The organism is Streptomyces sp. NPDC097640, assembly GCF_040302705.1.
Lineage (GTDB): Bacteria > Actinomycetota > Actinomycetes > Streptomycetales > Streptomycetaceae > Streptomyces.
Genome location: NZ_JBEOSB010000001.1, coordinates 79,922 through 106,912, shown reverse-complemented (window position 1 = coordinate 106,912; position 26,991 = coordinate 79,922). Strand labels below are relative to the sequence as shown.

General features: G+C 69.1%; 19 protein-coding genes and 1 pseudogene. 8 read left to right on the top strand and 12 right to left on the bottom strand.

The genetic code is table 11. The annotated features are described in order from the left end of the window. Positions 1-9: 9 nt before the first annotated feature. A complete protein-coding gene (locus ABTY62_RS00190) occupies positions 10-1,218 on the top strand; it encodes a S8 family peptidase (protein WP_352127037.1) in 1,209 nt (402 codons plus the stop codon). Positions 1,219-1,314: 96 nt separating this feature from the next. Here the strand turns inward: ABTY62_RS00190 and ABTY62_RS00185 are convergent, their stop codons facing one another. Together ABTY62_RS00185 and ABTY62_RS00180 are read right to left on the bottom strand one after the other, a co-directional pair. Next, positions 1,315-1,800: an RrF2 family transcriptional regulator gene (locus ABTY62_RS00185; RefSeq protein WP_352127036.1), complete on the bottom strand. Its 486-nt coding sequence runs from the start codon at positions 1,798-1,800 to the stop codon at positions 1,315-1,317. Positions 1,801-1,853: 53 nt separating this feature from the next. After that, on the bottom strand, positions 1,854-3,077 hold the full coding sequence (locus tag ABTY62_RS00180; protein WP_352127035.1) for an acyl-CoA dehydrogenase family protein: 1,224 nt from the start codon (positions 3,075-3,077) through the stop codon (positions 1,854-1,856). A 244-nt stretch (positions 3,078-3,321) separates the two neighbouring features. On the opposite strand from ABTY62_RS00180, the gene ABTY62_RS00175 reads away from it, so the two are divergent. The 4 genes and pseudogenes from ABTY62_RS00175 (at position 3,322) to ABTY62_RS00160 (ending at position 7,860) form a co-directional block, all read left to right on the top strand. Then, complete coding sequence (locus ABTY62_RS00175) at positions 3,322-4,245, top strand: LLM class F420-dependent oxidoreductase (RefSeq protein ID WP_352127034.1); 924 nt, start codon at positions 3,322-3,324, stop codon at positions 4,243-4,245. 181 nt (positions 4,246-4,426) lie between these two features. Next, positions 4,427-5,536: pseudogene (locus tag ABTY62_RS00170) on the top strand (pectate lyase family protein); the annotation flags it as partial. Positions 5,537-5,772: 236 nt separating this feature from the next. After that, positions 5,773-6,834, top strand: coding sequence for a hypothetical protein (locus ABTY62_RS00165; protein WP_352127033.1), 1,062 nt, complete (start codon positions 5,773-5,775; stop codon positions 6,832-6,834). Between the two features lie 51 nt (positions 6,835-6,885). After that, positions 6,886-7,860 (top strand): acetylxylan esterase, encoded by a 975-nt coding sequence (locus ABTY62_RS00160; protein ID WP_352127032.1) that lies wholly within the window; start codon positions 6,886-6,888, stop codon positions 7,858-7,860. A gap of 71 nt (positions 7,861-7,931) precedes the next feature. Here the strand turns inward: ABTY62_RS00160 and ABTY62_RS00155 are convergent, their stop codons facing one another. The 9 genes from ABTY62_RS00155 to ABTY62_RS00115 form a co-directional block, all read right to left on the bottom strand. Further along, positions 7,932-9,635, bottom strand: coding sequence for a right-handed parallel beta-helix repeat-containing protein (locus tag ABTY62_RS00155; RefSeq protein WP_352127031.1), 1,704 nt, complete (start codon positions 9,633-9,635; stop codon positions 7,932-7,934). Between the two features lie 170 nt (positions 9,636-9,805). Then, positions 9,806-11,977: a glycoside hydrolase family 3 N-terminal domain-containing protein gene (locus ABTY62_RS00150; RefSeq protein WP_352127030.1), complete on the bottom strand. Its 2,172-nt coding sequence runs from the start codon at positions 11,975-11,977 to the stop codon at positions 9,806-9,808. An 85-nt stretch (positions 11,978-12,062) separates the two neighbouring features. Continuing rightward, on the bottom strand, positions 12,063-13,664 hold the full coding sequence (locus ABTY62_RS00145; RefSeq protein ID WP_352127029.1) for an FAD-dependent oxidoreductase: 1,602 nt from the start codon (positions 13,662-13,664) through the stop codon (positions 12,063-12,065). Positions 13,665-13,878: 214 nt separating this feature from the next. Further along, positions 13,879-14,922: a LacI family DNA-binding transcriptional regulator gene (locus tag ABTY62_RS00140; protein ID WP_352127028.1), complete on the bottom strand. Its 1,044-nt coding sequence runs from the start codon at positions 14,920-14,922 to the stop codon at positions 13,879-13,881. Next, a complete protein-coding gene (locus ABTY62_RS00135) occupies positions 14,919-16,022 on the bottom strand; it encodes an ABC transporter ATP-binding protein (protein ID WP_352127027.1) in 1,104 nt (367 codons plus the stop codon). The genes ABTY62_RS00140 and ABTY62_RS00135 overlap by 4 nt, the downstream gene beginning before the upstream one ends. Further along, positions 16,019-17,086 carry an ABC transporter ATP-binding protein gene (locus ABTY62_RS00130; protein ID WP_352127026.1) on the bottom strand — a complete coding sequence of 356 codons (1,068 nt, stop codon included), beginning with the start codon at positions 17,084-17,086 and terminating at the stop codon, positions 16,019-16,021. The genes ABTY62_RS00135 and ABTY62_RS00130 overlap by 4 nt, the downstream gene beginning before the upstream one ends. 58 nt (positions 17,087-17,144) lie before the next feature. Then, a complete protein-coding gene (locus ABTY62_RS00125; protein WP_352127025.1) occupies positions 17,145-18,044 on the bottom strand; it encodes an ABC transporter permease in 900 nt (299 codons plus the stop codon). 6 nt (positions 18,045-18,050) lie between these two features. Continuing rightward, complete coding sequence (locus tag ABTY62_RS00120; RefSeq protein ID WP_352127447.1) at positions 18,051-19,091, bottom strand: ABC transporter permease; 1,041 nt, start codon at positions 19,089-19,091, stop codon at positions 18,051-18,053. 14 nt (positions 19,092-19,105) lie between these two features. Then, complete coding sequence (locus ABTY62_RS00115) at positions 19,106-20,773, bottom strand: ABC transporter substrate-binding protein (RefSeq protein ID WP_352127024.1); 1,668 nt, start codon at positions 20,771-20,773, stop codon at positions 19,106-19,108. Positions 20,774-21,299: 526 nt separating this feature from the next. On the opposite strand from ABTY62_RS00115, the gene ABTY62_RS00110 reads away from it, so the two are divergent. From ABTY62_RS00110 to ABTY62_RS00100, 3 genes are read left to right on the top strand one after another with little or no spacing between them, the layout of a single operon-like run. Next, positions 21,300-23,309 (top strand): beta-galactosidase, encoded by a 2,010-nt coding sequence (locus ABTY62_RS00110; RefSeq protein WP_352127023.1) that lies wholly within the window; start codon positions 21,300-21,302, stop codon positions 23,307-23,309. 56 nt (positions 23,310-23,365) lie between these two features. Next, on the top strand, positions 23,366-25,351 hold the full coding sequence (locus ABTY62_RS00105) for a hypothetical protein (RefSeq protein ID WP_352127022.1): 1,986 nt from the start codon (positions 23,366-23,368) through the stop codon (positions 25,349-25,351). Between the two features lie 27 nt (positions 25,352-25,378). Further along, complete coding sequence (locus ABTY62_RS00100) at positions 25,379-25,978, top strand: YdcF family protein (protein ID WP_352127021.1); 600 nt, start codon at positions 25,379-25,381, stop codon at positions 25,976-25,978. On the opposite strand, the gene ABTY62_RS00095 is transcribed toward ABTY62_RS00100, so the two are convergent. Beyond that, the gene (locus ABTY62_RS00095; protein WP_352127020.1) at positions 25,902-26,990 is read right to left on the bottom strand and encodes a MerR family transcriptional regulator; all 1,089 of its coding nucleotides are present in this window, start codon (positions 26,988-26,990) and stop codon (positions 25,902-25,904) included. The genes ABTY62_RS00100 and ABTY62_RS00095 overlap by 77 nt on opposite strands. Position 26,991 lies beyond the last annotated feature (1 nt).

Below are 26,991 nucleotides of genomic sequence, written 5' to 3'. Positions count from 1 at the left end.
TCCCTCGCGATGGCAGTGATGCGTACCACCAAGCGGCGGATCGCCGCGGCAATCGCCACGGCGGCCGCCGCCGCGTGCATCGGAGCAGGCACCACGCTCCCCGCCCACGCCGCACCGGCCGAAGGCACGGTCCTGCACGCCGGGGCCGCCGACGCGGTCCCCGGCAGCTACATCGTCACCTTGAAGAAGACGGCCGGCCTCAAGGCCGCCTCCGCCCGCGGCAAGGAGGTCATATCCGGCTACGGCGGCGCGGTGCAGCGGACCTTCACCACCGCGCTGAACGGCTACGCCGCCAAGCTCAGCCCCACCGAGGCCAGACGGCTCGCCGCCGACCCGGCCGTGGCCTCCGTCGAGCAGGACCGGAAGGTCCACGCCGACGCGACGCAGACCAACGCCCCCTGGGGCCTGGACCGCGTCGACCAGGCCAACCTGCCGCTGAGCGGCACGTACACCTACCCGGACAGCGCCGGCAGCGGTGTGACCGTCTACGTCCTGGACACCGGGGTGCGGATCACCCACTCCCAGATCAGCGGCCGGGCGTCCTACGGCTATGACTTCGTGGACAACGACACCACCGCGCAGGACGGCTACGGCCACGGCACGCACGTCGCCACGACCGTCGCCGGCAGCACCTACGGCGTGGCCAAGAACGCGAAGATCGTGGCGGTACGCGTCCTCGGCAACGACGGGTCCGGCACCACGGCCGGCGTCATCGCGGGCGTGGACTGGATCACCGCCAACCACTCCGGCCCGTCCGTCGCCAACGTATCGCTGGGCGGCGGCGCAAGCACCTCCCTGGACACCGCCGTCAGCAACTCGATCGCCTCCGGTGTGACCTACTCCATCGCCGCCGGCAACTCGGGGGCCAACGCCGCCAACTACTCCCCCGCCCGGGTGCCGACCGCCCTCACCGTCGGCGCCACCACCAGCACGGACGCGAAGGCAAGCTACTCCAACTACGGGTCGGTGGTGGACCTGTTCGCGCCGGGATCGAACATCACGGCCGGCTGGAACACCTCCGACACCGCCACCTACACCGGCTCCGGCACCTCCTTCGCCGCCCCGCATGTGTCCGGCGCCGCGGCGATCTACCTCTCCGGCCACACCACCGCCTCTCCCTCCGAGGTCGGGAGCGCGCTGGTGAACGGCGCCACCCCGGGCGTCCTGTCCGGCATCGGCTCGGGCTCCCCCAACAAGCTGCTCAAGATCGTCCAGTGACACGCTGACCGCGACGCCGGACACCGGACCCCGGTGATCGCACACTGCCGCCCGCCGGATCCCACCGGCGGGCGGCAGTACGACCGCGGCGGGAGATCAGGGATCGGTGGGCAGCGGCGTCGGCCGGGGATTCGTCCAGGCCTCGGGGTCCTCGGCAAGGACCAGGACCTCATCGGGCAACGTGGCGGTGGCCACGTCGGCCAGCGTGACCTCGCCCAGGATCTTGCGGATATTGGCGCGTACCGCGACCCACAGCGGGAGCAGCGACTCCGCGGGACCTGTGTAGGAAAGCTGGGGTGGGCGCACGCCCCGCACCGACACCAGCGGTCCGTCGGCCACCCGGATCACATCGGCGATGGCGATTTCGTCCGCCGGGCGGGCCAGCCGGTAGCCGCCGTTCCCACCGCGCCGGCTGGTCACCAGCCCGCCCCGGCGCAGGTCGCCCAGGATGCCTTCCAGGAACTTGTGCGGAATGCCCTGCGCCGCCGCGATCGCCTCGGCTTTGAGCGAGGTGTCGTGTCCTGCCGCTGCAAGCTCCAACGCCGCACGCACCGCGTAGTCCGCTCTCGCCGAGATCTGCATGCCGAGATTATCCGCCACTGTCGCGCCCACCCCGGTACCGGCTGCGCACGCCGTCAGGAGGGGATGGTGAACGGAGGGTGCGCACCATTGAGGAAGTAGTCCCCGACCTCGCGGAGTCTGTCGGCGACGGGCTCGCGCAGGGTGTGTGTCCTGGCGTTGCGCCAGAAGCGGTCGAATCCGTGCCGCAGGAGGGCGGCACGCGCGCCGATGACGTCCAGCGCCCGTCCGGTGATCTCCTGCACGGCCCGGGAGGCGGCGGACTCGGCCACACTCGCGAGTACGGCGATCTCCGCGCACTCGTCGTCGTCGAGGTCTTCGCCCCGTGCGAAGCCACGCCCCAGGGCCTCGACCGCCTGGTCGGCGAGAGCGGACGCGGAACGTGCGGCAACGGTCAGTTCCCCGTACACGCTCAGCACGTACGGGTCCCGCGACGGACCGCCCGGCCAGGGCTGTTCCGCGGAGAGCTGCCAGGAAGAGTGCGCCACCCTGCTGTACTCGCGCACTTCGGCAAGCAGCCCCTCGGCGACGCCGAGACAGAACTGCACGGAAACCAGGCGTGCGGTCGGTGCGGCCAAGCCGGCGAAGGGGGTCAGTGCGCCCTCGTCCGCGGAGAGGGAGCCGAACACGTCGTCCTCCGTGACCGGTACGGAGTCGAACTCCACGCTGCCGCCGGCCGCCAGGCGCTGGCCGAAGGTGTTCTCGTCGTCGACGTACACGACGCCGGGGTGGGCGGGATCGACGAGGACGGCCAGGGGATCGCCGATCCCGGCCCCAGTGGCGCGGACGACCAGCCGATCGGCGATTCCGGCTCCGGTGACACAACTCTGCCGGCCGTCCAGCACATAGCCGTGCGCGGTGGAGGTCAGCCGGGGAGACGGTCCGCAGGAGACGAGACCACCTCCCCAGCACCACTGCCTCGCCGCGGACTCCTGCTCGACGCGTGTGGCGAGGGCGGGGCCGGCGAAGAACCGGGCGCTGGAGGAGAGGAAGTAGTGGCAGCCGAGGAGATAGCCGATCGCCCCGTCGGCCGCTGAGATCGTCCGGACGACCGCGTAGGCCGTACGCCAGTCCGGGCCTCCCACGTCCCCCGTGCCGTGTCCGGACAGTGCCGGCACCGTGAGCAGCCCTGCCTCGCGCAGCCGCGCAACCTCGTCGAGCGGTGGTTTCCCTGCCTGCTCACGGTCGACCGCGTCCGTGGCCAGGTCGTCCGCGATCTCCCGGGCTATGCGCAGCCAGTGGTCGTGTCCGGTCTTCTGGGCAGGTAGTGCGGTGGTCATGGGGGGTCTTCCTTGCGGAGCCGAGGAGGATGAGAACCCACCGCGGGCGGTGCCCGGCGGACATGGAGACCATGCTCACCCGCCCTGGCGACCGGCGTCAACATTTCCCTACTAAATCGATAGGAAAACTGGGGAAACTGCGGCGTCTTGGCCGATTCTCACCGGGCCCCTGTACATATGACTGACAAAAACCTGTCACACACGAACCGGAATGCGGGTTCGGCCGAAGCCCGTTCTGACTGGCATGACTATTGGAGTAGTGCTCAACGCCTCCGACGCGCAGAACCAGGTCGACGCCACCGTGCTGCTGGCCCAGGAGGCCGCGGCCGCCGGTCTGCGGTCGGCCTGGTTCGGCCAGACCTTCGGCGCCGACTCACCCCAACTCGCCGCGCTCGTCGGGCGCGCGGTACCCGGACTGCATGTGGGCACCTCCGCGATCCCCGTCTTCGGACGCCACCCCCTGCTCGTCTCCAGCCAGGCCCAGACCGCCCAGGCCGCGACACACGGCCGCTACCACCTCGGTCTGGCCCTGGGCACGAAACTGCTGACGGAGACCGGCTTCGGCCTGCCCTTCGACCGCCCCATCACCCGCCTGCGTGAATTCATCACCGTATTGCGGCAGTTGACGCAGGACGGCACGGCCGACTTCCACGGCGAGCTGCTCACCGCCACCACCCCGATCCCGGCGCGCGTACCGGGCGCCGAGAGCGGGGTCCCCTTGCTGGTCGCCGCGATGGGGCCGCAGGCGCTCCGGGTCAGCGGTGAGTTGGCGGACGGGATCCTGCCCTATCTGGCGGGGCCACGCGCCTTGGCGGAACACATCGTTCCCGCCCTGACCGCCGCGGCCGAGGCCGCCGGCCGTCCCGCGCCCCGGATCGTGGCCCTGGTGCCCGGCGTGGTCACGGACGACGTGGACGCGGTACGGGCGAAGGCCACCGAGAGCCTCGCGTTCTACGAACAGATCCCGTCCTACGCGCGGGTCATCGAACTCTCCGGCGGCCGACGGGCTGCCGACGTGGCCGTGATCGGCGACGAGAAGACCGTCGAAGCCGAGGTACGGCGTTACCGCGACGCCGGCGCCACCGAGGTGGTGTTCTCGAGCACCGAGATCGCGGGAGAAGCGGACCGCCGACGTACCTGGGCGCTCCTCGGCGGACTGGCCGGCTGACAGCGCCCGTCGGGCCGCCGGCCTGACGGGCGCCGGCCCGACGGACGCCGGCGAACCGCGCCTGCGCAAAGCCTTGCCGTTTCACGGGTACCGCCCTAGCCTCCCGCACCGAAAGCGCTTTCTGTACGTGCCCGGCAGGCAGCACATCACCTGCGTTCGACGACGAAAGGGCAGGCCGAGGATGAAACGATCACGAGCAGCGCGGCTCCACGCCGCACTGGCCACGACGGCCCTTGCGGCCGCCGCCGCGACCGGCGCGGTGCTGCCGATGCCAGAGGCGGCGGCCGCGACCGGCAGCGCCACCGGCTACGCCACCCAGAACGGCGGCACCACCGGCGGAGCGGGCGGGCAGACGGTGCGGGCCACCACGGGAACCGCGATCCATGAGGCACTGTGCAACCGGGCCAGCAGCAGCACACCCATCACCATCCAGGTCGAGGGCACCGTCAACCACGGCAACACCAGCAAGGTGTCGGGCGACAGCTGCAACACCGCCGACGACAAGATCGAGCTCAAGGAGATCAGCAACGTCACGATCATCGGGGTCGGCAGCGGAGCCGTTTTTGACCAGCTGGGTATCCACATCCGCAACGCCAGCAACATCATCATCCAGAACGTGACCGTCCGGAACGTCAAGAAGTCGGGCTCCCCCACCTCCAACGGTGGTGACGCCATCGGCATGGAGAGCAACGTCCACAACGTCTGGGTGGACCACACCACCCTGGAGGCGTCGGGCGGGGAGTCCGAGGGCTACGACGGCCTCTTCGACCTCAAGAACAACACCCAGTACGTCACGCTGTCCTACAGCATTCTGCGCAACTCCGGCCGCGGTGGGCTCGTCGGATCCAGCGAGAGCGACACGTCGAACGGCTACATCACCTACCACCACAACCTGTACCAGAACATCGACTCCCGCACGCCCCTGCTGCGCGGCGGCATCGCCCACATCTACAACAACCACTACGTCGGCCTCAACGAATCCGGCATCAACTCCCGCGCCGGAGCCCGCGCCAAGGTGGACAACAACTACTTCGAGGACTCCAAGGACGTCCTCGGCACCTTCTACACCGACGCGGCCGGCTACTGGCAGGTCAGCGGCAACATCTTCGACAACGTGACGTGGTCCAGCCCCGGCACCGAGAACAACCCGGCCGGCCCCGACCCGAAGTCCAACACCACCGTCACCATCCCGTACTCCTACAGTCTCGACGCGGCCAGTTGCGTGCCGAGCGTCGTCAGCACGACGGCCGGCGCCAACAAGGGCCTACGGGTCTCGGACGGCAGCTGCTCCGCGTAGCCCCCTTCACGGACGCCGTGCGCGTGGACCTGCGAGGTCCGCAGCGCGCCGATACCGACGATGACGGGGTCTCTCCGGTTGCCTCGAGGACGATCCGCGCCGCCCGGGCACGCTATTTCAGGCAGGGGCGAAAGACGTTGCCCTTGCCCCCACTCCGTCACACAGTGTGCGGGGGCGGCGACGGGCACGACGCTGCCCGGATGTTTCCTCACCATAAACCGGAGAGAATGATGAGACGCACACATGGCAGCGCTCGCGTCCTGTTTTCGGCGGCGCTGATGGCGTCGTTGGTCGGCGCCGTGGCACCCACCGCCGCTGCCGCCGAACCGAGGGCCTGCGCGTGGACACCGGCCATCCTGCCGCTGCCCGCCGGCGCGCTCACCGGCGACGTGGCCGCGGCTGACGGAAGTGGTGGCTACGCGGGCACGATTTCATACGGCGCGAATTCCGAACAAGGCGGCCGCGCCGTGCTGTGGAAAAACGGAGAATTCACCGACTACGGCAACCTGGACGATCCCGAATACCAGAACTGGGTCAACGTCGCAGGGGTGAACGACGCCGGGACGGTCGTCGGAGCCGCCTACCGGGAGGCTGACGGACTTCCCGGCGCCGTCCGCTCGCGCAACGGCAAACTGGAGCGCCTGCCCGAACTGCCCGATGCCTATGCTTCGACGGCGGAAGGCATCAACGACCACGGGGATATCGTCGGCGCCGTCGGGACGGCGGTCGGCGACGCGCTGTACTGGCATCCGGTCATCTGGCCCGCCGACAAGCCCGGAGCCGTGGTGGAACTGACCGGGTCGCCCGACACGGAGGCTATCGCCACCGGCATCGACCAGGACGGCACCGTGCTGGTCGAGGCGGACTTCGACGGCGACCGAGTGCCATATGTGTGGAAGAACGGCGAGGCGCGCCAACTGCCCCTGCCCGATGGGGCATATGACGTCATCACGCGCGGAATATCGAACGGCCGTGTCATCGGCCAGGTCTCCTACGATATCGGTGACGACTGGCGAAGCGTGGTGTGGGATCGCGACGGCCGGCCGCGCGAGGTGGAGCGGGGCGAGGATGTCCGGGGGATCAACCGCGACGGTCAGATCGTCGGTCGCACCGATGATCCGAGCTGGCACGAATTCGGCGTGTGGCAGCTGACGACGCCCGGTTCCACCTTGAGCTACGCCCCCGACCGCGGGCTTGAACTCACTGTTTCCAGTGACGACGGCACGGTCGCCGGCCAGAGCTGGAAGATTCCCGGTGGCCGGGACGAGCCGACCGTCTGGACCTGCCGCTGAGCGAATTCGTTGGCTGCGCCCATGTTGTCGAGGGTGATCTACGATCACCGTATGCCGCGCTTCGCACACGACTTCCCCTTCGATCCGTCCTACGGCCGAGCGCTCCACGAACTGCTGGAGATTGCGGCACCGGCCGCCCCCGCCGACTTCGACGGGTTCTGGCGCGACAGATACGAGGCAGCCCGCCGGGTCGAGCCGGAGTCGCGCATCGGCGCACTCGTGGAAGAGCGCGATGGTGTGCGGATCTTCGACGTGTCCTACGCGTCGACACGCGGCCGGCGCGGCGGCTGGCTGGTCCTGCCCGCCGACGTGGCATCGGTGCGCCACGGTTTCGTCATCGGCCATGGCTACGGCGGCCGGGCCCAGGTCGGCCAGGACATCCCGCTGCCCCTGCCCGCCTCGGCGGCGATCCTGCCGTGCGTGACGGGCATGCCGAGCAAGGGACTGCTTCCGGGCGTGCCGAGCGTCGCCGACGACCATGTGCTGCACGGCATCGACTCGCGTGACGGCTATGTCATCGGCGACTGTGTCGCGGACCTGTGGTGTGCGGCCTCGGCGCTCACCGAGCTGGTCCCGGCGCTCGCCGGCCGCGGACTCGGGTACCTCGGGGAGAGCTTCGGCGGCGGTCTTGGCGCCCTCGGGCTGCCGTGGGACGAGCGCTTCGCGGCAGCGCAGCTACGGGTCCCCACCTTCGGCAACCACCCACTGCGCCTGACGCTTCCCTGCGTCGGCAGTGGCGAGGCCGTGCGCCGCCACCACCGAGAACACCCCGGCGTCGTCGATGTCCTCGCCTACTACGACGCGGCCACCGCGGCGACACGGATGGACATCCCGGTGCTTGCCGCCCCCGCCCTCTTCGATCCGGTCGTGCCGCCGCCGGGCCAGTTCGCGGTGTACAACGCGCTCTCGGGGCCGCGTGAACTGCACGTCCTGCAAGCCGGCCACTTCCCCTATGACGGGGAGGACGTCGAGGCACAGGCGCTGCGTGCGGCCACGACGGCGTTCTTCACCGAGCACCTGGCATGACATCGGCACCGGTTTCCCTCGCCGTGGGCGTGGGAGACCGGTGCCGATCGCCAGTGCGGGTCAGTCAGGGCCTATGAGGCGTCGGCCCCGATGTTCGGCGGGCTGGGGATGGTGGCCCCGTAGTAGTCCACACCGCCGTTGCCGGACACGGCCGTTCCCGTTCCGAGGGCCGGGGAACCCGCCTTGAGCGTGTAGGCCTGCGGACACGGCTGCGGCCCCGTGCCCGAGGTCGGAGACCACGAGCAGGTGCCGCCTCCGCCGGGCGTGGTGAACAGCGGGTCACCCCACACCGCGCCCGACTCAAGACCCGTCGCCTTCCAGGCGGCGAAGTCGGCGTAGGTCGTGCCGCTCCAGCGCCAACCGCCGGTGTTCGTGCCGTAGTACAGGTTGTTCGACAGCGTCATGCCGGTCTGCCCGTACGGGTTGTAGTACATCTGGCCGGTCTTGCCGTACGTGCCCTTGTTGGCCATGTGGCAGATGTTGTCCTTGATCTGCGAACCACTGGCCCATGTGCCCGAGGCATAGCCGAACAGGAAGCACGCGCTCGCGCCGGCCTTCTTGTTGGCACTTTGGTCCTTGTTGGTGAAGAAGGTGTTGCCGTAGATCGACAGAGCGTTCTTCGGGGCGCTGGGCACCACGTCGAACAGGCCGCCCTGGGCGTTCGCCCAGTCGTCGTTCTCGGAGATGTTGTAGCGGTAGGTGTTCGGCCCCCACACCCTCGAACTGGCCGTCGAGGTGTAGGCCAGGTAGCCGCTGCCCGCGTTGTTGTGGGTGTAGTTGTACTCCACCACCGAGTTGGTGGTGCCGCCGTCGAGGTCGATGCCGTCCCAGTCGCAGCCGGCGGTGTACGCCGGCGACGGCTGCACGTTGTACACCTCGTTGTGGCGGATGGTCACATCATTGGAGGTGTACGTCATGATGCCGCTGGCGCCGCCGCACGAGGTGACGTTCGCCCCGATGTCATGGACCACGTTGCGCTCGATGACCGCGCCGTTCCAGCCGTTCCCGGTCAGCCCGGCGCCGACGCTCTCGGGTGACATACCCAGGTTGTAGACGGAGTTGCCGGCGACCCGGACATTGGTGATGTTCACCCCCGAGCCCCAGCCGTAGAGGCCGGGGCCGGCGGTCGAGGTCACGCTGGAACCGTGCAGCTTGTTGTCGAGGATCTGCACATCGTCCAGCGGCCCGCTGTTGCCGTTGACCGCGTAGCCCAGGACCATGATCTGTCCACCGAAAGTGCTGCTGCTGCCACTGGGCTGCGCGAACCCGGAGATGTCCGAAGCCGTCACCTTCAGGCCCTTGGTCGCCGTCGACGACTTCTGGTTCTGGAGCAGCACACCGGCCGCGGTCGTGGTGCCGTTGACCAGCGTCAGATTGTTCAGCTCGAAGCCGCTCACGGCATCGGCGGTGACCGCCGCCGAGTAGTCCCCCGTGCAGGTGGACTTCAGCGTCGCCTTTCCGGTGCCGTACGACGTCACCTTGAACGGTGTGGACGCCGACGACACCGGCACGTTCGTCGAGTTGAACACCAGGCAGCCGGAGAACCACTCCTGGCCCTGGAACGCGACGGTACTGCCCTGCGGGAAGGAGAATCCGTTGACCTTGCCGACCGACTTCCATGCCTGGTCCGGCGACGTTCCGCTGTTGCTGTCGTTGCCGAACGTCGACACGTAGTACGTGGTGGTGGCGGCGTGCGCGGTCCCGGTTGCGGCACCCGCCAGCAGCAGGCCCAGCATCCCCTGGGCCACCACTGCTGCACACATTCTTGCTCTCATGCTTACTCCCCACTGAGTGACCGTGACGACGCACGGACACGCAGATGACGACTCGTGGATGAGGCATGTCCGACGCACCACGCACGGCGCAGCCGACGTGGCGTCGGACGCTCTGTACCGATTCGCTGCATCACTCCCTTCGACCGGACGACAGACCGCCCCGCCGGCGGTCAGGTGATCAGGAGGGTGCGCCGGGCGCGGGTCTGTGAGCTGTTGCCCGTGTGGATGTGGATCTCGCCCGGCTCGACCGTGAAGACTCCGGCCGGGTCGTTGGTCCAGAAGCCGACGTCATCCGCGCCCAGGGTGAAGCGGACTTCCCGCTCCTCCCCCGCCGCCAGCCGGATCCTGCGGAAGCCACGCAGTCGGCGGACCGGCTGGGCGATGCTCGCGGCGGGGTCCTGGACGTAGAGCTGGACCACCTCGTCGCCCTCGCGGTCGCCGCTGTTGCGGACGGCGACGGACACCTCCACCGTCGCGCCTGCCCGCAGCTCCTCCGCCCCGATCCGCTCACGGCTCAGCACCGGGTCGCCCAGCGAGAAGGTGGTGTAGCTCAGGCCGTGGCCGAACGCGAACTCCGGGCCGTCGGCGAGGTCGAGGTACTTCGAGACGTACTTCACGTCGGGCGCGGCCGGGTCAGAGGGGCGGCCGGTCCGCTCGTGGTTGTAGTAGAGCGGGAGCTGACCGACCGTGCGCGGGAAGGTCACGGGCAGCTTGCCGCCCGGGACCACGGCTCCGGTCAGGACGTCCGCGACGGCGGGGCCCGCCTCGATGCCCGGGTGCCAGGCCATCACAATCGCGGAGACCTTGTCCGCCCAGCCGCCGATCGTGAGCGGGCGCCCGCCGACGAGCACCACGACGCAGGGCTTGCCGGCCGCCGCGACCGCGTCGATCAGCTCCTCCTGGGCGCCGGGCAGCCCGAGTTCGCTGCGTACGGCCGCCTCTCCACTGATCGCGGGCGGTTCGCCCACCACGAGCACGACGGCGTCGGCGGCCTCGGCAGCCGCCACGGCCTCCGGAATGCCGCCGGTGTCGAACCCGTCCGAGGACACCCCGACGGCGTGGCGGATGTCGGTGTCCGGCAGTGCCGCGCGCAGGCCGGCAAGGACCGGGACCGCCGCGGGCGCGCCGGGCAGGGTCCAGGTGCCCAGCAGGTCACCGGAGTCGGCGAAGGGGCCGACCACCGCGAGCGAGCGCAGGGCCGGCGCGTCGAGGGGCAGGACGTTGTTGTCGTTCTTCAGCAGCACCATGCAGCGCCCGGCGACCTCGCGCGCCGCGGCCCGCGCCTCGGGGGTCGGCGCGGTCAGCGCGGCGGACTCCTCGACGTACGGGCTCTCGAACAGGCCCAGTCGCAGTTTCAGGCGCAGCACCCGGGCGACGGCGTCATCCAGCCGCTCCTGGCTCAGCGCCCCGGAGGCGAGCAGGTCCCGGCCGTGGTCGACGAAGGTGGTGGAGACCATCTCCATGTCCACTCCGGCGGTCAGGGAGCGCCGTGCCGCCTCGGCCTCGTTCGCCGCGTTGCCGTGCGGGATCAGTTCCTGGACGCCCGTCCAGTCGCTGACCACGACGCCGTCGAAGCCCCACTCCTCCTTGAGGATGTCCGTCAGGGTGTGCGGGTTGGCGTGGGCCGGGACGCCGCTGATGGTGTTGAAGGCCGCCATGACCGTGGCGGCGCCGGCGTCGACGGCGGCCCGGAACGGCGGCAGGTAGAGGTTGCGCAGCCGCTGCTCGGACACGTCGACGGTGTTGTAGTCGCGGCCACCCTCCGCGCCGCCGTAGGCCACGAAGTGCTTGGCGCAGGCGGCGAGCCGGTCCGGCGCGCTCAGGTCGGCGCCCTGGTAGCCGCGCACCTTGGCCACCGCGTAGCCGGCGGTCAGATACGGGTCCTCGCCGATACTCTCCGCGATCCGGCCCCAGCGCGGCTCCCGGGTGACGTCCATCATCGGGGAGAACGTCCAGTGGGTGCCGTTGGAGCGGGCCTCGCGCGCGGAGACCTCGGCGTCCTTCTCCGTCACCGCCGGGTCGAAGGCGGCGGCCTGGGCGAGCGGGATCGGGAACGTGGTGTGGTAGCCGTGGATCACGTCCAGGCCGAAGACCAGCGGAATGCCCAGGCGGGACTCCTCCACGGCGATGCGCTGGAGGGCGTTGCTCGTCTCGGCACCGACGATGTTGAGCACCGAGCCGAGCAGTCCCTTGCGCGCGGCGGCCTCGGCCTGCTCCGTGTCGGCGCCGCCAGGACCGGTGCCCCAGGCCCAGGCCAGCTGCTGGAGCTGGCCCAGCTTCTCGTCGACGGTCATCTGCCCCAGGAGGTCCTCGATACGGGACTGGTGGTCATGGCCGCTCATGGCGGATTCCTCTCAGGTGTGAATAGAGCCCGCGCCCCCGGCTGTCAGGGGACCGAGGACGCGGGAGACAAAGGTGTCGTCGGAATCAGTAGTGGTGCGCTCGGCTGCGGATCTCCTCCGGCCAGGCCAGTTGAATCCCGAGCGTCTGGCCGAGCAGGTGCTGGTAGTCGGCGAGCTGGGCCTGGTCCGAGCGGACCTTGCGGGGCGGCAGGGCGCGGTCGAGGCAGAACCCGGCGAGGGCCCCCACGGCCTCGCCGATGGCCCACTCCACGGGGTGCAGCCGGTAGCAGCCGTTGGTGATGTGTGTGGTGCCGATGTTCTTGTTGGCCGGCAGGAGATTGTCGACGCGTACGGGGATCAGGGCGCCCAGGGGGATCTGGAAGGGGTAGGACTCGATGTCGATGTAGGTGCGGCCCGCGGTGCTGGGATGCAGGTCGATGCGGTAGCTGCCGAGGCCCACGCTGTCGTGGAACACCTCGCCTCCGGCGCCCGGCGGACGTGCCTCGACGCCCACGTGCTGTTCGAGGACGGTGAACTCGGCCCGGATACGCCGGGATTCGCGGATGTACGGCGTCTTGGCCAGGCCGTCACGGGTGCCGGTGACGTCGGGCCGCAGACGCAGCCCCGGCCAGCCGGTGCCGCCGTCGGGGCGAGGAGCCTCGGTCTGCAACCAGTGCAGGAAGGACAGCGACAGGTCGCGGCTGGCCGCGAGCGCCACCTGCCGCTGCTCGGCGTCGACGCCCAGTAACGGCGCCTCCCAGTAGTCGATCTGGGGCCAGTTGACGACGGTGAGGTCGGAGGCGGAGGCCCCGGCGGCCAGTTGCTCGCGGGCCAGGATGCGTCGGAACTCCCACAGGCCGAAGTGCTCGCCGGCCTCCCGGCCGCCTCCCATCAGCGGCCAGGTGCGCTGCTGGAGGGTGATCGGGACGATGTCGGTGAAGGAGAGTTGCGGGCCGGGCCAGAACGGGGCGACGGTGGTGCGCCAGTGGTCGTAGGAGGCGGGCCGGTCGATCACATGGTCCTCGCCGGGCCGGTGCTCCAGGGCGAAACACCAGGACACGGCCTGCTGGTCGAGGGGGTCGGCGGTGTCGGGCGCGTGCGGCTCCCCGGTCTCGTCGCGGCCCTCCGCGCCGAAGACATGCTCCACGCCGGCCAGTTCCAGCAGGTCGCCGAGTTCGGTGGCGTCGGCGACGTAGGAGGCGTGGACGGTGATCTCGTGTCCGTCGTGCCGGTCGGTCAGCGTGACCGCCTCGACGCGGTCGCCGTCGGTGTGTGCGGCGACGGGCTCGTACCCGGTGAGGACGGTTATCGCGCCGGAGGACCGCCACGGGGCGAGCATCTCCTCGATGACGGCCACGGCCACCCGCGGTTCGTGGCACATCCGGCTCACGATGCCGAGTCCCGGGTCGAGGAGCGGGTCCTGCGCGGCCTCCGGTCTGAGGGGGTAGTTCCGGCGATAGTAGTCGCGTACGCGACGCCGGAGTTCGGCGTAGCCGGGTGGCGCGGCCGGGCCCTCGATCCAGGGATGCTCGTCAGGCGGCACGGCCTGTGCGGTGAGCTGTCCGCCGAGCCAGTCGGTGGCCTCGGTGAGCACCACCGTCCGGCCGAGCCGGGCGGCGGTGAGCGCCGCGGCCACGCCGCCGAGTCCGCCGCCGACGACGAGGAACTCGGTTCGTATTTCTCTCATGGGCTCGGGGCTCCTTCTGCCGGTCGAAGTGGCCAGTTCGGGGGCGTACCCGAAGGGCCTGCCTCGCCGGTGGGTGTGGGTGGGTTCGGGTATCCGTGGAGAGACGGTGTGCGGGCGGCTCGGGCCCGCCGTCCGTCGGGTTTCAGGGCAGGCCGGGACCTACGGACGGCGCCGCTGGTCTCTCGGCTCGTCCGGCGACCCCGGGCGTTCGGCCCTACTCGCTCACCGCCGCGATGGTGGTGCCCCGGATCAGCGGACACGGCACCAGCAGGCTTCCGGTCCGCTGCTCGGGGTCGTCGAGCGTGGCCTGGAGGCGGTCCACCGCGAGGCGCCCGATCTCGATGCGGGGAATCACCAGGGAGTCCCACTGCCCGGACGGGTCCGCGGGCGCCGCCTCCAGCACGGCGACGGACACGTCATCGGGGATCTTCCGCCCGCGGGCGCCCAGTTGCTCGCGCAGAGACTCAGCGAGCCCCACATTCTCCACCACAATCGCAGTGACCGCGCCGCGCGCCACCTCGTCGAGCCAGGATTCCTCGATCTCCGGTGTGCCGTGGAAACCTGGGGAGGTGTCCGTCAGGCCGAGCCGCTCCAGTGCCTCCGCGTAGCCGGCGCGGCGGTCGTCGTACGGCTCCATCTCGATCCACTGGCGTACGTAGCCGAACCGCCGGTGGCCGTGTTCCGCGAGCCGTTGCACGATCTGCCCGCTCGCCGACCGGTAGTCGGGGATGATCTGCGGGATCTCTACACCGGGCACCTCGCGGCGGCCGATGTGGAGGAAGGGATAGCCCTCGTACCAGAGCCGGGCCAACTCGCCGCGGTCGGTGGAGACACCGAGCAGAATGCTGCCGTCGGCCAGGTTGAGCCGATTGGTGCCGTTCCGGTAGATCTTCCGCTCGCCGTCGTTGCCGGACCCGGTGGAGGTGAACAGCACGAGGTCGAAGCCTGTCTCCTCGGCCCGCTCCTCGATCCCGAGCAGGAACTCGAAGTAGAAGTCCTCGTGTACGCGCGGGAAGACGCGCTCGAAGGTGTGCACGCCCAGCAGGTTGTTCCGCTTCTTGCGCATGGCCCGGGCGGCGGGGTTGGCCACGTATCCGAGCTCGCGCACCGCTTCGAAGACTCGCTGCCGGGTTTCCTCCGGGATCCGCGCCGTTGCCGCGTTCCCGCTGATCACCCGGGACACCGCCGACTGGGACACACCTGCCAGCCGAGCCACGTCCGCCTGGTTGGGCGCCTTGTCGCGCCGTCGTGCTGTCACGATGCTCCTCGCAGCGTCTCCCGCCGGGCGGTGGTGGCCGCGGCGTGTGTCGTCCCGGCCAGTTCCCGGGCCCGGCCCTTGACGTGCAGCCAGCACGTCGCCCAGTGCCCGTCGCCCAACTCGGTGCGCGGCGGGGCGTCGGTGACGCACTCTTCCATCGCGAACGGGCAGCGGGGGTGGAAACGGCAGCCTGTCGGCGGGTCGATCAGGCTGGGCGGCTCACCCAGCTCGTCGGCTCCCGCGAAGAGCGCGTCGCGGTCGCCCACTCCGCGCTCGGGGTCCGGGGAGGACTCTATGAGGAGTTTGGTGTACGGGTGCTGCGGTGACGCGATCACGTCGTCTTTGGGGCCGGATTCCACCATCTGCCCGGCGTACATCACGGCGATCTCATCGCACAGATAGCGGGCACTGGCAATGTCGTGTGTGATGTACAGCAGTGCGAGTCCGTCCTCGGTCCGCAGCCGCTGGAGCAGATTGAGCATCTCCAGCCGGATCGACACGTCCAGCATGGAGATCGGCTCGTCGCCGAGCAGGACCTTGGGCTCCACGGCGAGCGCGCGGGCGATCACGACGCGCTGGCGCTGCCCGCCGGAGAGCTCGTGCGGGAACTTCGCCGCGAAGTCCTCGGCCGGGGTGAGGCTGACCCGCTCCAGCAGTTCCGTGATCCGCTGCCGGCGCCCGGTGGCGGTCAGGTGGGGCTGGTGCAGGCGCAGCGCCCGGTCGAGGTTGTAGCGGACGCGGTGCAGCGGGTTCAGCGACCCGAAGGGGTCCTGGAAGATCAGCTGCACCTCGGAGTGGTAGGCGCGCCGTGCCCGTCGGCTACCGTTAACGGGCTCGCCGCGCAGGGCGATCTCGCCCTGCGTCGGTTCGTAGAAGCGGGCCAGTATCCGGGCCAGGGTGGTCTTGCCGCTGCCGCTCTCCCCCACCAGTGCCAGTATCTGACCGGGCTTGAGGCGGACGGTGGCGTCCTCGACGGCACGGACGACCGAGGTGCGGCCGAGCGGGCCGCGGACGGTGAAGTGCTTGGAGACCTGCCGTGCTTCCAGGACGTACTCCGGCTCCTCCGCCGCTGATGCCTTCTCGCGCAGGACCTTGCTCATCGGATCCCGCCTTTCGTCTCGCCGCTGTCGGTCACGGTCTCGTTGAGCAGGCACGCCGCCTGATGATCTGCTTGTGGCCCTACGGGAAGCAGGTCCGGCAGCCGCTCGTCGCAGCCCTCCGTCCGCTGAGCGCAGCGCGGGTGGAACGGGCAACCGGCCGGTGGGCGGCGCAGGTCGGGCGGGGTGCCGGGGATGCCACGCAGGGTACGCAGCGGGGCACGCAACGGTGGGAAGGAGTCCCGCAGGCCCTGGGTGTAGGGGTGTTTCGGGGCGCTGTAGAGGGCGCTCGCCTCGCCCACCTCGACGATGCGGCCGGCGTACATGATGGCGATCCGGTCCGCCAGTTCGAGCAGCAGCGACAGATCGTGGGTGACGAAGATGACCGCGAAGCCCAACTCGCGGCGCAGACGGAGCACTTGCGCGAGGATCTGCCGCTGCATCACGACGTCGACGGCCGTCGTCGGCTCGTCCATCACCACCAGTTCGGGCCTGCAGGCCAGGGCCAGGGCGATAGCGGCGCGCTGGCGCATGCCGCCGGACAGCTGGTGCGGATAGTCCCGGACCCGGTCGGCGGAGATCCCGACCAGGGCGAGCAGCTCCGCGGCCCGCGCCCAGGCATCCCGTTTACTCATCGAGCGGTCGCGGGCCCGCAGGACGTCGGCGAACTGGGCGCCGATCCGCATCACCGGATTCAGTGCGTCCATCGCCGACTGGAGCACGATGGACAGCGCCGTCCACCGGTAGCGGCGCAACTGCTTGGCGTCGAGCGCGACAAGGTTGACGGGCGGGGCGCCGTCCCGGCCGTGGAAGAGGATCTCCCCGCCGGTGGTGACGGCGGGCGGGCGCTGGAGCCGGGTCAGAGCGGTGATCAGGGTGGACTTCCCGGAGCCCGACTCCCCCGCGACCCCCAGGATTTCGCCCCGGCGCAGGGTGAAGGAGACGTCGGAGCAGGCGCGCACGGGGATGCTGCCGGTGGCGTATTCGACGGTCAGGCCACGTACCTCGAGGACAGCTTGTCCGGCGGGGGCCACAGACGGGGTGCGCTGCTCGGCCTGTACGGTCATCGGGATCCACCTCCGGGCGGAATGGTCATCGAGCGCGGTGGCACGGAGCACATGGCCATCACGCCCCACTACCCGCTCGCGCGAGCCGCTTGGCACGCCGCACCGACACGGGGCGGGCGACCCGCAGCTTGGGGTTGGCGATTTCGTCGACGCCGAAGTTGACCAGGGCGCAGGCCGTCCCGATCAGGGCGATGCACAGGCCGGGCGGGACGAACCACCACCACAGGCCGCGCAGGACGGCACTCTGCTGCTGCGCCGACTGGATCATCGTTCCCCAGCTGATCGTCGAGGAGTCGGAGATGCCGAGGAACGCGAGCCCCGCCTCGGCCATCACCGCGCCGATCATCGCGTGCAGGAACATCGACGCGATGAGGCCGGTCAGATGGGGCAGCACTTCGGCGAAGACCAGTCTGCGGCCTCGCTCGCCGAGCATGCGCATGGCCCGTACGAAGTCGCGGTTGGCGATGGAGAGGGCCTGGGCGCGCAGCGTACGTGCCCCGCCGGACCAGCCGAAGAAGCCGATGATCAGGGCGATGGTGGTGAGGCCGGTGCCCTCCAGGTAGCCGGCGACGATGAGGATGAGCGGCAGCACGGGCAGGACGAGGAAGAGGTTCGTCAGGAAGTTCAGGGCGGCGTCCACCTTGCCGCCGTAGTACCCGGACGGCACGCCGACCAGGATCGCCATCGCCGTGCCGACCACCGCGCCGAGCAGCCCGACATACATCGAACCGCGGGCGCCGGAGATGACCTGGGCGAGCATGTCCTGGCCGAACTGGTTGGTGCCCAGCAGGTGGTCGCCGCTGGGCGGCTGGGCGATGACACTGGTGTCGTTCTCGCCCGGGTCGACGCCCAGCAGGCTCTCCACCAGCCAGGGCCCGAACACGGCGAGCAGGCAGAAGAAGGCCAGGACCCCGAGGCCGATGCGAACCTTCCAGCTGGTGAGGAATGCGGTGCTCACGGCCCGTCACCCTCCCTCTCTGATACGCGGGTCGAGCAGGGCGTACACCGAGTCGGCCAGCAGGTTGGCCAGCAGAACGGTCAGCATGATGAGGAAGAAGACCCCTTGCATGACCGGATAGTCGCGCTGCTGGAGCGAGGTGAAGAGCAGATAGCCGACACCCGGGTAGTTGAAGACGACTTCGGTGAGCAGTGCGCCGCCGACGACGTGACCGAGGGCGAGGGCGAAGCCGGTGAAGTTCGGCAGGACCGCGTTGCGGGCCGCGTAGCGGAGCATCACCCTGCGGTTGGACAGGCCCTTGGCCTGGGCGAGAAGAACGTAGTCCTCACGCACGGTGGTGACCGTCATGTTGCGCATGCCGAGCAGCCAGCCGCCGAAGGCCGAGAAGACGATGGTGGTGGCGGGCAGCACCCCGTAGTGCAACACGCTCAGCAGGAACGACGGGGAGAACCTGATCGGGATGTCGGCGTCGTACCCGCCGGACAGCGGGAACCAGCCCAGCCGGAAGCCGAACAGCCACAGCGCGATGAGCGCCATCCAGAAGTACGGGATGGCCGAGATGAAGGTGGTGAGCGGGCTGACCACGGCGTCGAAACGGCTGCCCGCCTTCCAGCCCGCCACCGCGCCGATCCCGGTGCCGAGCACGAACGCGATCACCGTGGTCGCGCCGACGAGGAGCAGGGTCCAGGGCAGCCCCTGCCACAGCAAGTCGCTCACGGGCACGGGGAAGTTGCTGACGGAGATTCCGAGATCGAAGTGCGCCAGTTGGCCCAGGTAGTCGAGGTACTGGCGGCCCAGGTTGGCGTCCGGGTTGCCGAAGACCTTGTGGATCGATTCCGCCGCGCTCGCCGACAGTTGCTGGCCGCTGACACGCTGGAGCTTCTCGACGACCGCGGACGACGGGTCGCCGGGCATCAGCCGGGGCAGGAAGAAGTTCAACGTGATCGCCGACCAGGCAGCCGCCAGATAGAAGCCCAGGCGGCGGACCAGGAACCCCCAGCGCCGGGGGGTCCTGGCCCGGCGCGCGGCGGGCGCGGCGACGGTCACGGTGGTCGCCGCGGTCACGTGGTGGCCTGCTTCAGCTTCATGAGGGTGAGCGTGGCGTCGGGGCCGGCTCCGGGGAACGGCACATAGGAGTAGTTGTCGGGGGTGGGCCAGCCGGTCCAGTGCTCGCTGTTGATCAGGACGAACCAGTAGCTGTCGTAGATGGGGCTGAACGGCACCTGCTCGGCGACGATCTTCTGCATCTCCTCCCCCGCACTCTTCGTCTCGGCCGGGTCGTTCGACCCCTGCAGCGTACGGATCGCAGCATCGGTGGCCTCGTCCTTCCACCGACCGTAGTTGGTCACCGCCGTCTCTCCTACTGGCCGGTAGGCCACGCTGCTCAGAGCGCTGTAGAGTCCTGCGACACCCGCTCCGCCCGTGGTGCTGATGGTGAGGTCGAACTCGGCGCGCTGCTGCTGGTCGAGAAGGTTGGCGCTGGGGGCGCCCACCGGCTTCACCTTGATCCCCAGGTGCTTCTGCCAACTGCGGATCATGATGTTGGCGTAGGCGTCCCAGCCGTAGTCCTGGTTGAAGGAGAGCTTCGGGGTGTAGGACTTGCCGTCCTTCACCAGTTTGCCGTCCTTGACCTTGAAGCCGCTGAGCGCGAGTTCCTTCTGGGCCGCCGCGGCATCGACCTTCTGCACCTTGCCCCGGTACTCCGGGACAATCTCGTCCCCGTAGACCTCATCCACAAGTCCCGTGGGACCGGCCTCGGTTCCGGGCCGCTGCAGTGTGGCGACGATGTCCTTGCGCGGAATCGTCATCGCGAGCGCACGCCGCAGGTGGACATCGTCGAAGGGGGCCTGAGCGGTGTTGAAGAAGAGGGAGTAGGCGCCTCCGGTCGCGTACTTCTGGTACATGTGGCGCTTGGGGTCCTTGGCTACGTACTCCTGTTCGCCGCCGTTCCAGCCACTGAGCGCCCAGTTCACCTCGCCGCGCAGCAGTTGGGCTCGCAGGGAGTCGCCGTTGGTCGGGATGACCTTGATCTCCTTCAGAGCAAACTTTCCGCCCCAATAGTCATCCCTGGCACGGAGGGTGACCTGCTGAGCCGCGAACCGCTCCAGGGTGAAGGCGCCGGTGCCCACCGGGTCGGGATTGGTCCAGGTCCTGAGGTTCTTCCCCTCCCATATGTGCTTGGGCACGACCGGCAGCAGCACGTTTCCGAGCTGATTCAGTTCACTGAATGCGGCTTTCGCCCAGTGGATCGTGACGGTGGTGGCGTCCTTCTTGGCGACGCGGTCATAGGTGGTGCCACCGGTGTTGAAGGCGGCGTCCTTCAACGGGATGCTGAGCGAGAACACCACGTCGTCGGCGGTCATCGGCTTGCCGTCCGAGAACGTCACATCGTCGCGCAGCTTCACCGTAAGCGTCGTGCCGGCCTCGTCGAACTCCAGGCTCTTGGCCAGCCACGGCTTGACCTTCGCGCCGTCGCTGTAGTCGATCCGCGCCAGCGGCTCGTAGATCATCTCTATGCTGGGGGCCTTCTGCACGGCGGGGCCGAATACGTTGAAGTTGCGGACGAACGTCGTCCCGCCGTCGGTCTTGCCGAACACGAGCGCCTGCGTGCCCTTCCCGCCCGCCCCGGCTCCACCGGCGCCCGTCCCGGCCGTACAGGCACTCGCTCCCAGCGGTACGGCCACGGCCGACGCGGCGGCCCGCACGATGAAGGCTCTTCTGGTGGGCATGGCTGACTCCTGGCTCCTCGTGAGGGCGGTGCAGGACGCAAAAGGGAATGCTCATACGTATGAGCAATGGCAGGAAGTGCTCCTGGGGCTGTGCTTCTACGTATGACCAGGGAACGTACGGACGTTACGGGGGTGCGTCAAGAGTGTGACGTGAAGAGGTTTTCAGGCCATGCATCCGCGATCACGGCTCAACCGGGGTCTGACGCTCGCTACTTGCGATGCTCCGTAGGTCAACCGTTGAGGAAGGCCGTTTCGGTGTGGCCGCCACCGGCACGCGCGCCCCGCATTGACACCCCCGTGCGGCCAGCCTAAGTTGAACGCGCTTCCGGTGCGCAGCGTCAACTGCCGCCTCCCAGCCCCCGCATTGCACATCACGACGGGACGTCGTGCGTGCCTGCCTCCTCCCCCTGACGTCCGATCGTCCGATCGTCCGATCCCGCACGTTCTCGTGGACAAGCCGCCCGCCGGCGCCGACGGCTGCCCCATCGACCCCACACCTCGTAGCTCGGAACTCAGGAGCTTCCCCATGCCGCGATCCGACCACCCGCACCTCGCGTGGAGCCGAATCCCGCGCCCCGCCTACGGCGCCGACTACAACCCGGAGCAGTGGGACAGAGCCACCTGGGAAGACGATGTCCGTCTGATGCGTGAGGCCAACGTCAACCTGGTGACCCTCGGTGTTTTCTCCTGGTCCTGGATCGAACCCGCGCCGGACGCCTTCGAGTTCTCCGGCCTGGACGAGGTCATCGCGCTCCTGCACGAGTCGGGCATCGCCGTCGATCTGGCCACTCCAACCGCGGCACCGCCGCTGTGGTTCTCCCACGCTCACCCCGAATCGCTGCCTGTCACGGCCGACGGGCGAACGCTCGCGCCCGGCTCCCGCCAGGCGTACTGCCCATCGTCACCGGCCTATCGGGAGCGCGCCGCGCTGGTCACCCGCCGCCTCGCCGAACGCTATGGCGATCACCCGGCCGTGGTGATGTGGCACATCAACAACGAGTACGCAAACGGCAACCCTCACTGCTGGTGCGCGACCTCGGCCGACGCGTTCCGCGACTGGCTGCGCGCCACGTACGGAGACGACCTGGATGCCCTCAATGACCGCTGGGGCACGACCGTTTGGGGCGTGCGTTACAGCGACTGGGAGCAGGTCATTCCCCCGCGCACCAGCACCAGCAGCCTCTCGCCGGGGCTGTGGTTGGACTTCTATCGCTTCAGCGACGCCGAACATCTGGCCTGCTTCCGCGCCGAGCGCGACATCGTGCGCACCCACTCCCCCGGCCGCCCCGTCACCACCAACTTCATGGCCAGCGCGCTCCGCTGGAGCGACTACTGGCGCTGGGCGCGCGAGGTCGACATCGTCTCGAACGACCACTATCTCCCGTCCGAGGACCCCCATCGCGCCGCCGACCTCGCCTTCGCCGCCGACCTCACCCGCGGTCTCGCGGACGGACAGCCCTGGATGCTCATGGAACACTCCACCTCCGCGGTGCAATGGCAACCCCGCAACGTCGCCAAAACCCCCGGGGAGATGGCCCGCAACACTCTGACCCACCTTGCCCGCGGAGCGGACGGCGCCATGTTCTTCCAGTGGCGCCAGTCCACCTACGGCCCGGAGAAGTGGCATTCGGCCATGGTTCCCCACGGCGGTGAGGACACCAGAATCTGGCAGGAGACCAAAGCCCTCGGCGACACCGTGGCCGCCCTCGCCGAGATCGCCGGCAGCACCTGTCCGCCGGCCGACATCGCCCTGCTGCTGGACTACGAGGCCATGTGGGCCCTGCAACTGCCCCACCGGCCCAGCGGCGACATGACATCCTCCGGCATTCTTCGCGACTGGCACCGCGCTCTGTGGGATCTCGGTCTGTCCTGCGATCTCGTGCCGGCCCCCGGAGCACAGCGCCTCCTGCTGGTGCCCTCGCTCTACACCTTGTCCACCGACACGGCCCGGGCGCTGGAGGACTATGCGGCACGCGGCGGCCACCTGGTCATCGGCCCGTTCAGCGGATTGGTCGACCCACACGACCGGGTCCACCCCGGCCCGTATCCCGGCGCGCTGCGTGACCTGCTCGGACTGCGGGTGGACGAGTACCTTCCGCTCGCTGCCGGTGAATCGGTCGGCTTGGACGACGGCTCGACCGGCCACCTGTGGGCCGAGCGTGTGCTGCCCGACCCGGGAACCGAGGTGGAGAGCCGATTCGTCGACGGGCCCGCGCAAGGAGGCCCGGCCGTCCTCCGTCGCGGCAACATCCGGTACCTGGCCACTCGCCCGGACATCTCCTCCCTGCTACGGCTCCTTCCCCAGTGGGCAGCGGCCGCCGACTGCGCGACCCCGGTCCAGGGGGCCGGCCATGGAGTGGAAGTCATGCGCCGATCCACCCCCGACGGCAGGACCTGGCTCTTCGCCGTGAACCACACCAGTCACCCCGCGCAGGTGGCCGCGGCAGGGGTCGACGTCATATCGGGCGCCCTTTCACCGGGCGTGATCACCATTCCGGCGGGCGAAGTCGCCGTATTGGCAGAGGGGCCTCAGTGACCTCGCCGGCCGAGTCGCCGCATCTCAACCATCCCAACGAAACAGTGAGGTGACCCATGAAGGTCCGTTTGCTCGCAGCTGTGGGCGCGCTTGTCCTGGGAGCGGTTCCAGGCACGGCCGCTGCGGTGACTGATTCCGCTTCCGCCAGAGCGGTGGCAGGGGACCCCACGGCCGCACAGCCAGTCCTGCTCAACCAGAGCGGCTTCAACCTCGGCGAGTCCAAGCGGTTCACTGCACCGCGGGCCGAAGACGGTGCCACGTTCACCATCACCGACACATCCGGGCGGGTCAGATTCCGGGGCAAGGTCAAGGGCAGCATAGGAGATTTCACCAAGTTCAATCCGCGCGACACAGGGGACTTTGTCGTCACCGTCACAGGGGCGGCCGGCACGGGCGCGTCGGTTCCCTTCGGGATCGGTGCGTACTGGATCGACCGGGTGTCCTATCGGCGCGCCATCGAGTTCATGGCGGGCAGCCGGTGCTACTTCGGTGACTACACGCGCAAGACGGCCGATCCGGCCAGCGACGAGTACGGCGCGCGCGATTGCATGAAGGGAGTGACCTGGCGTGATTCGGCTCACTATTCGAGGGAGATCCCGACACTGGTCGACATGTATCTGGCCAACCCGAGCGCATTCGACCAGATCCATGTAGACGCCGATTACAAGGGGCTTCCGGTGACACTGCCGGAAGGCACTCCGGACATTGTGCGTCTCATCTACTGGGGCGTTGAGCTGCTTTTGCAGGAGAAGGTCAACGATCCGCAGCTCAAGGAGCAGTTGGCCGCGTTCGTCTACGCCTATCCGCAGCTGGAAAAGTATATTCCGGCCTCGGTTTACCAGCGCGCTCGCGATCATCTCTTCGACTCGTGGGGTGACCCTGCTCGCGATCGGTACTACTGGCAGGCTTTCACCCCCCACACCGGGGACCTGTTCCAGGTGTACACACAGGTGGGAACCGGTAAGGGAGAGCTGGCACCGGGGCACTCGGTGTGGCCGAACCTGATGATGTACGAGGTGGCGAAGCGCGAAGGCCGCGATGATGCCGGCCGTTACCTGCATGCCGCTCGGAGCCAGGCCGACTGGCTGATCAACAATCTGGACGTCAAGGATCCGCGCGTCAGCAAGGGACAGCGGCAGAGCGAGTACGTGCTGATCACCGGCCTGGTGCAGTTCGCCGAGACGTATCCGGACAAGGCTCCCCATGGCATCGAGGAGTTCGTCAGGGACTGGGCTCGCATTGCCGTCGACCGCTCGGACAATCTTTGGGACTTCCGCCGGTACTCCGACGACCGCTGGACCATTCCAGCCTTCAACGGGGGCGGCGCCGACGACCCCAACGAGGTCGGAAACGTAGCCGGCTTCTCCGCGCCGGCACTCGCCGCGGCTCGGCTGCTGGGGAACGATCCACTGGCCGGCCGACTCCGCGAGATCGCCACGGCACAGGTGGACAACATCTTCGGCCGCAACCCCACCGGGCGGCACGCTTCGTACGACGCGCCCAGCAAGACGGTGGGATTCGAGGGTGTGGAGCACGGATGGTTCTCCGAATATTACGGCGGCGCGGGACTGTTGGAGAATGTTCCCGGTGTGCTCGACGGGAGTCCCAAGAACGGGCACTATCCCTTCAATCCCGAGCAAGGCAATATCGGCCACACTGAGGGCTGGGTCGCCTTCAACACCGCGTGGAACGAATCACTGGCCTGGCGGGCAGCCGACCAGACAGAACTCAAGGTCAGCACCCGGGGCCGGGCCCCCGCACGTGTCGTACCGGGAGATACGGAGGTGCGAATCGACCTGGCGGCACCCCTGAACCTGGACGCCGACACCCTCGGTCAGGGCACGGTCGATGTGCGCGTGGGCGACCGCGCCACCAAGCGTCTGACCGTCACACAAACAGAGAAGAACTCGAAGACGTTCAGCGCCACCGTCAACCTGGCGACACTGGGTGCAAAGCCGCGCGATGCCATTACCGTGACGTACGGCCATGGGCCATTCGCGGTGTCGTACTCCTTCACGGTGGCCGGGGCGGGCCCTCAATGAATGCGTGAGGTGCCCTAAAGTCGCCGCATGAGACTGTGGACAGGGGTGGCGGTGGCTGGGGCAGCGGCCCTGGCCTGGGGCGAGTGGCTGAACTGGCGCTGGTCGCGCGCTCTCGTGGGGAACAGTGGAGGCGCTGTCGAGGCCGTGGTCGTATTGGGTTACCGGAACCCCCAGGCGACAGCGAACCTCATCAACCGCTGGCGAGTCCGTGCTGCGATCCGCTCCGTCGACGCTGACCGTGCGCACGGCACTCGCGTGATCTTCAGCGGCGGTGCGACCAGCGGTGGGGCCACGGAGGCCCAGTTGATGGCCGACTACGCGAAGTCGGTGCTCGCGTTCGACGGCACAGTGATCCTCGAAGACCAAAGCAGGACGACATGGGAGAACATCACGAACGTGCTCCCACTGCTCGAGGACGTCGACCGCATCAAGATCGCCTCCCAGCCGGCTCACGCCCTCAAGGCCCGCGCGTACTTGCGGCGGCAGCGCCCTGATCTTGCCGAGAGGCTGGTGCGCGCGGATGACTACCACCTGGGTGAGTGGATGGTCGTCAAACCGCTGCTTGCTCTGTACGGGCTTCGGACACTCCGCGGTCTCCAGGCCGACGAACGGAAGGTCTCACTGTAAGGGTTCGCTGTCGTCCGTTGCGCAGCTTGAGAATGTATGTCGCGGTCAGCGCGACGGCACGGTCTTCGTCATGTGACAGATCCGCGAGGGCACGTGCCGTCGTGTTCCCCGGGATGTCCGCGAGCGCCTGTGCCAGCCGTCGACGTGCGGACGATCCGGTGGTGCCGTGGGCGAGACGGTCGACGAGTCCGGTGGCGATCCGATCCGCCACCGCGGGATCAGTCGCCAGCGTGCTCAGTGCGTCGGCCGCGTCGGCGTCGTTCCTCTCCTCGACGATCATGTCGATGAGCGTCGGGACCGCGTCGGCCACTCGACGTGTTCCGAGCGCCAGGGCCGCGTACCCGCGGACCACGATGTCGGGGTTCGTGAGGGCGCCCCGCAGCAGCGCGGTCGCCTCACCGTCCGGAATCTCGGCGATGGACCGGACGGCACGTTTCCGCACCTCGGCCACGGGTGAACCGAGGCCCTTCGCCAGCAGTGCCGCCCCGTCCTCGCCCGATTGCGCCAGAGCCCAGCGAAGGGCTCCGGCGACGTTCGGGTCCGACTCGCTCAGCACGGCCTCGACCAGTGCTTCCACCGGCACGGGAACCTCCTCGACCGCGGACAGGGCCGCGCGCTGCCGCGCCCCCGCGCTCGATGACCCCAGCGCCTGGAGGAGCGCGACGATCTGGAGGACGCCCTCCCAGCCGGCGGGTTCCGCGGCACCGATCCGACGGAGCCGCGTGAGCAGCTCCGTCTCCGCCGCGATGCGGTCTCGCGTCTGGCGGATGAGGTCGTCGACGAGCTCCGCGGGCGCGAAGCCGGGGTCATCGAGCGCGCGCTTGACGTCGCCCAGCGACAGCCCCAATGACCGCAGGCTCTCGATGTGGAAGATTCGCCGGATGTTGTCGCTGGAGTACTCCCGATAGCCGGATTCGGTACGACCCGTTGGCCGCACCAGGCCGAGCGATTCGTAATGCCTGAGCATGCGGGCGCTGACCCCGGACCGCCGCGCGACATCACCGATCAACACT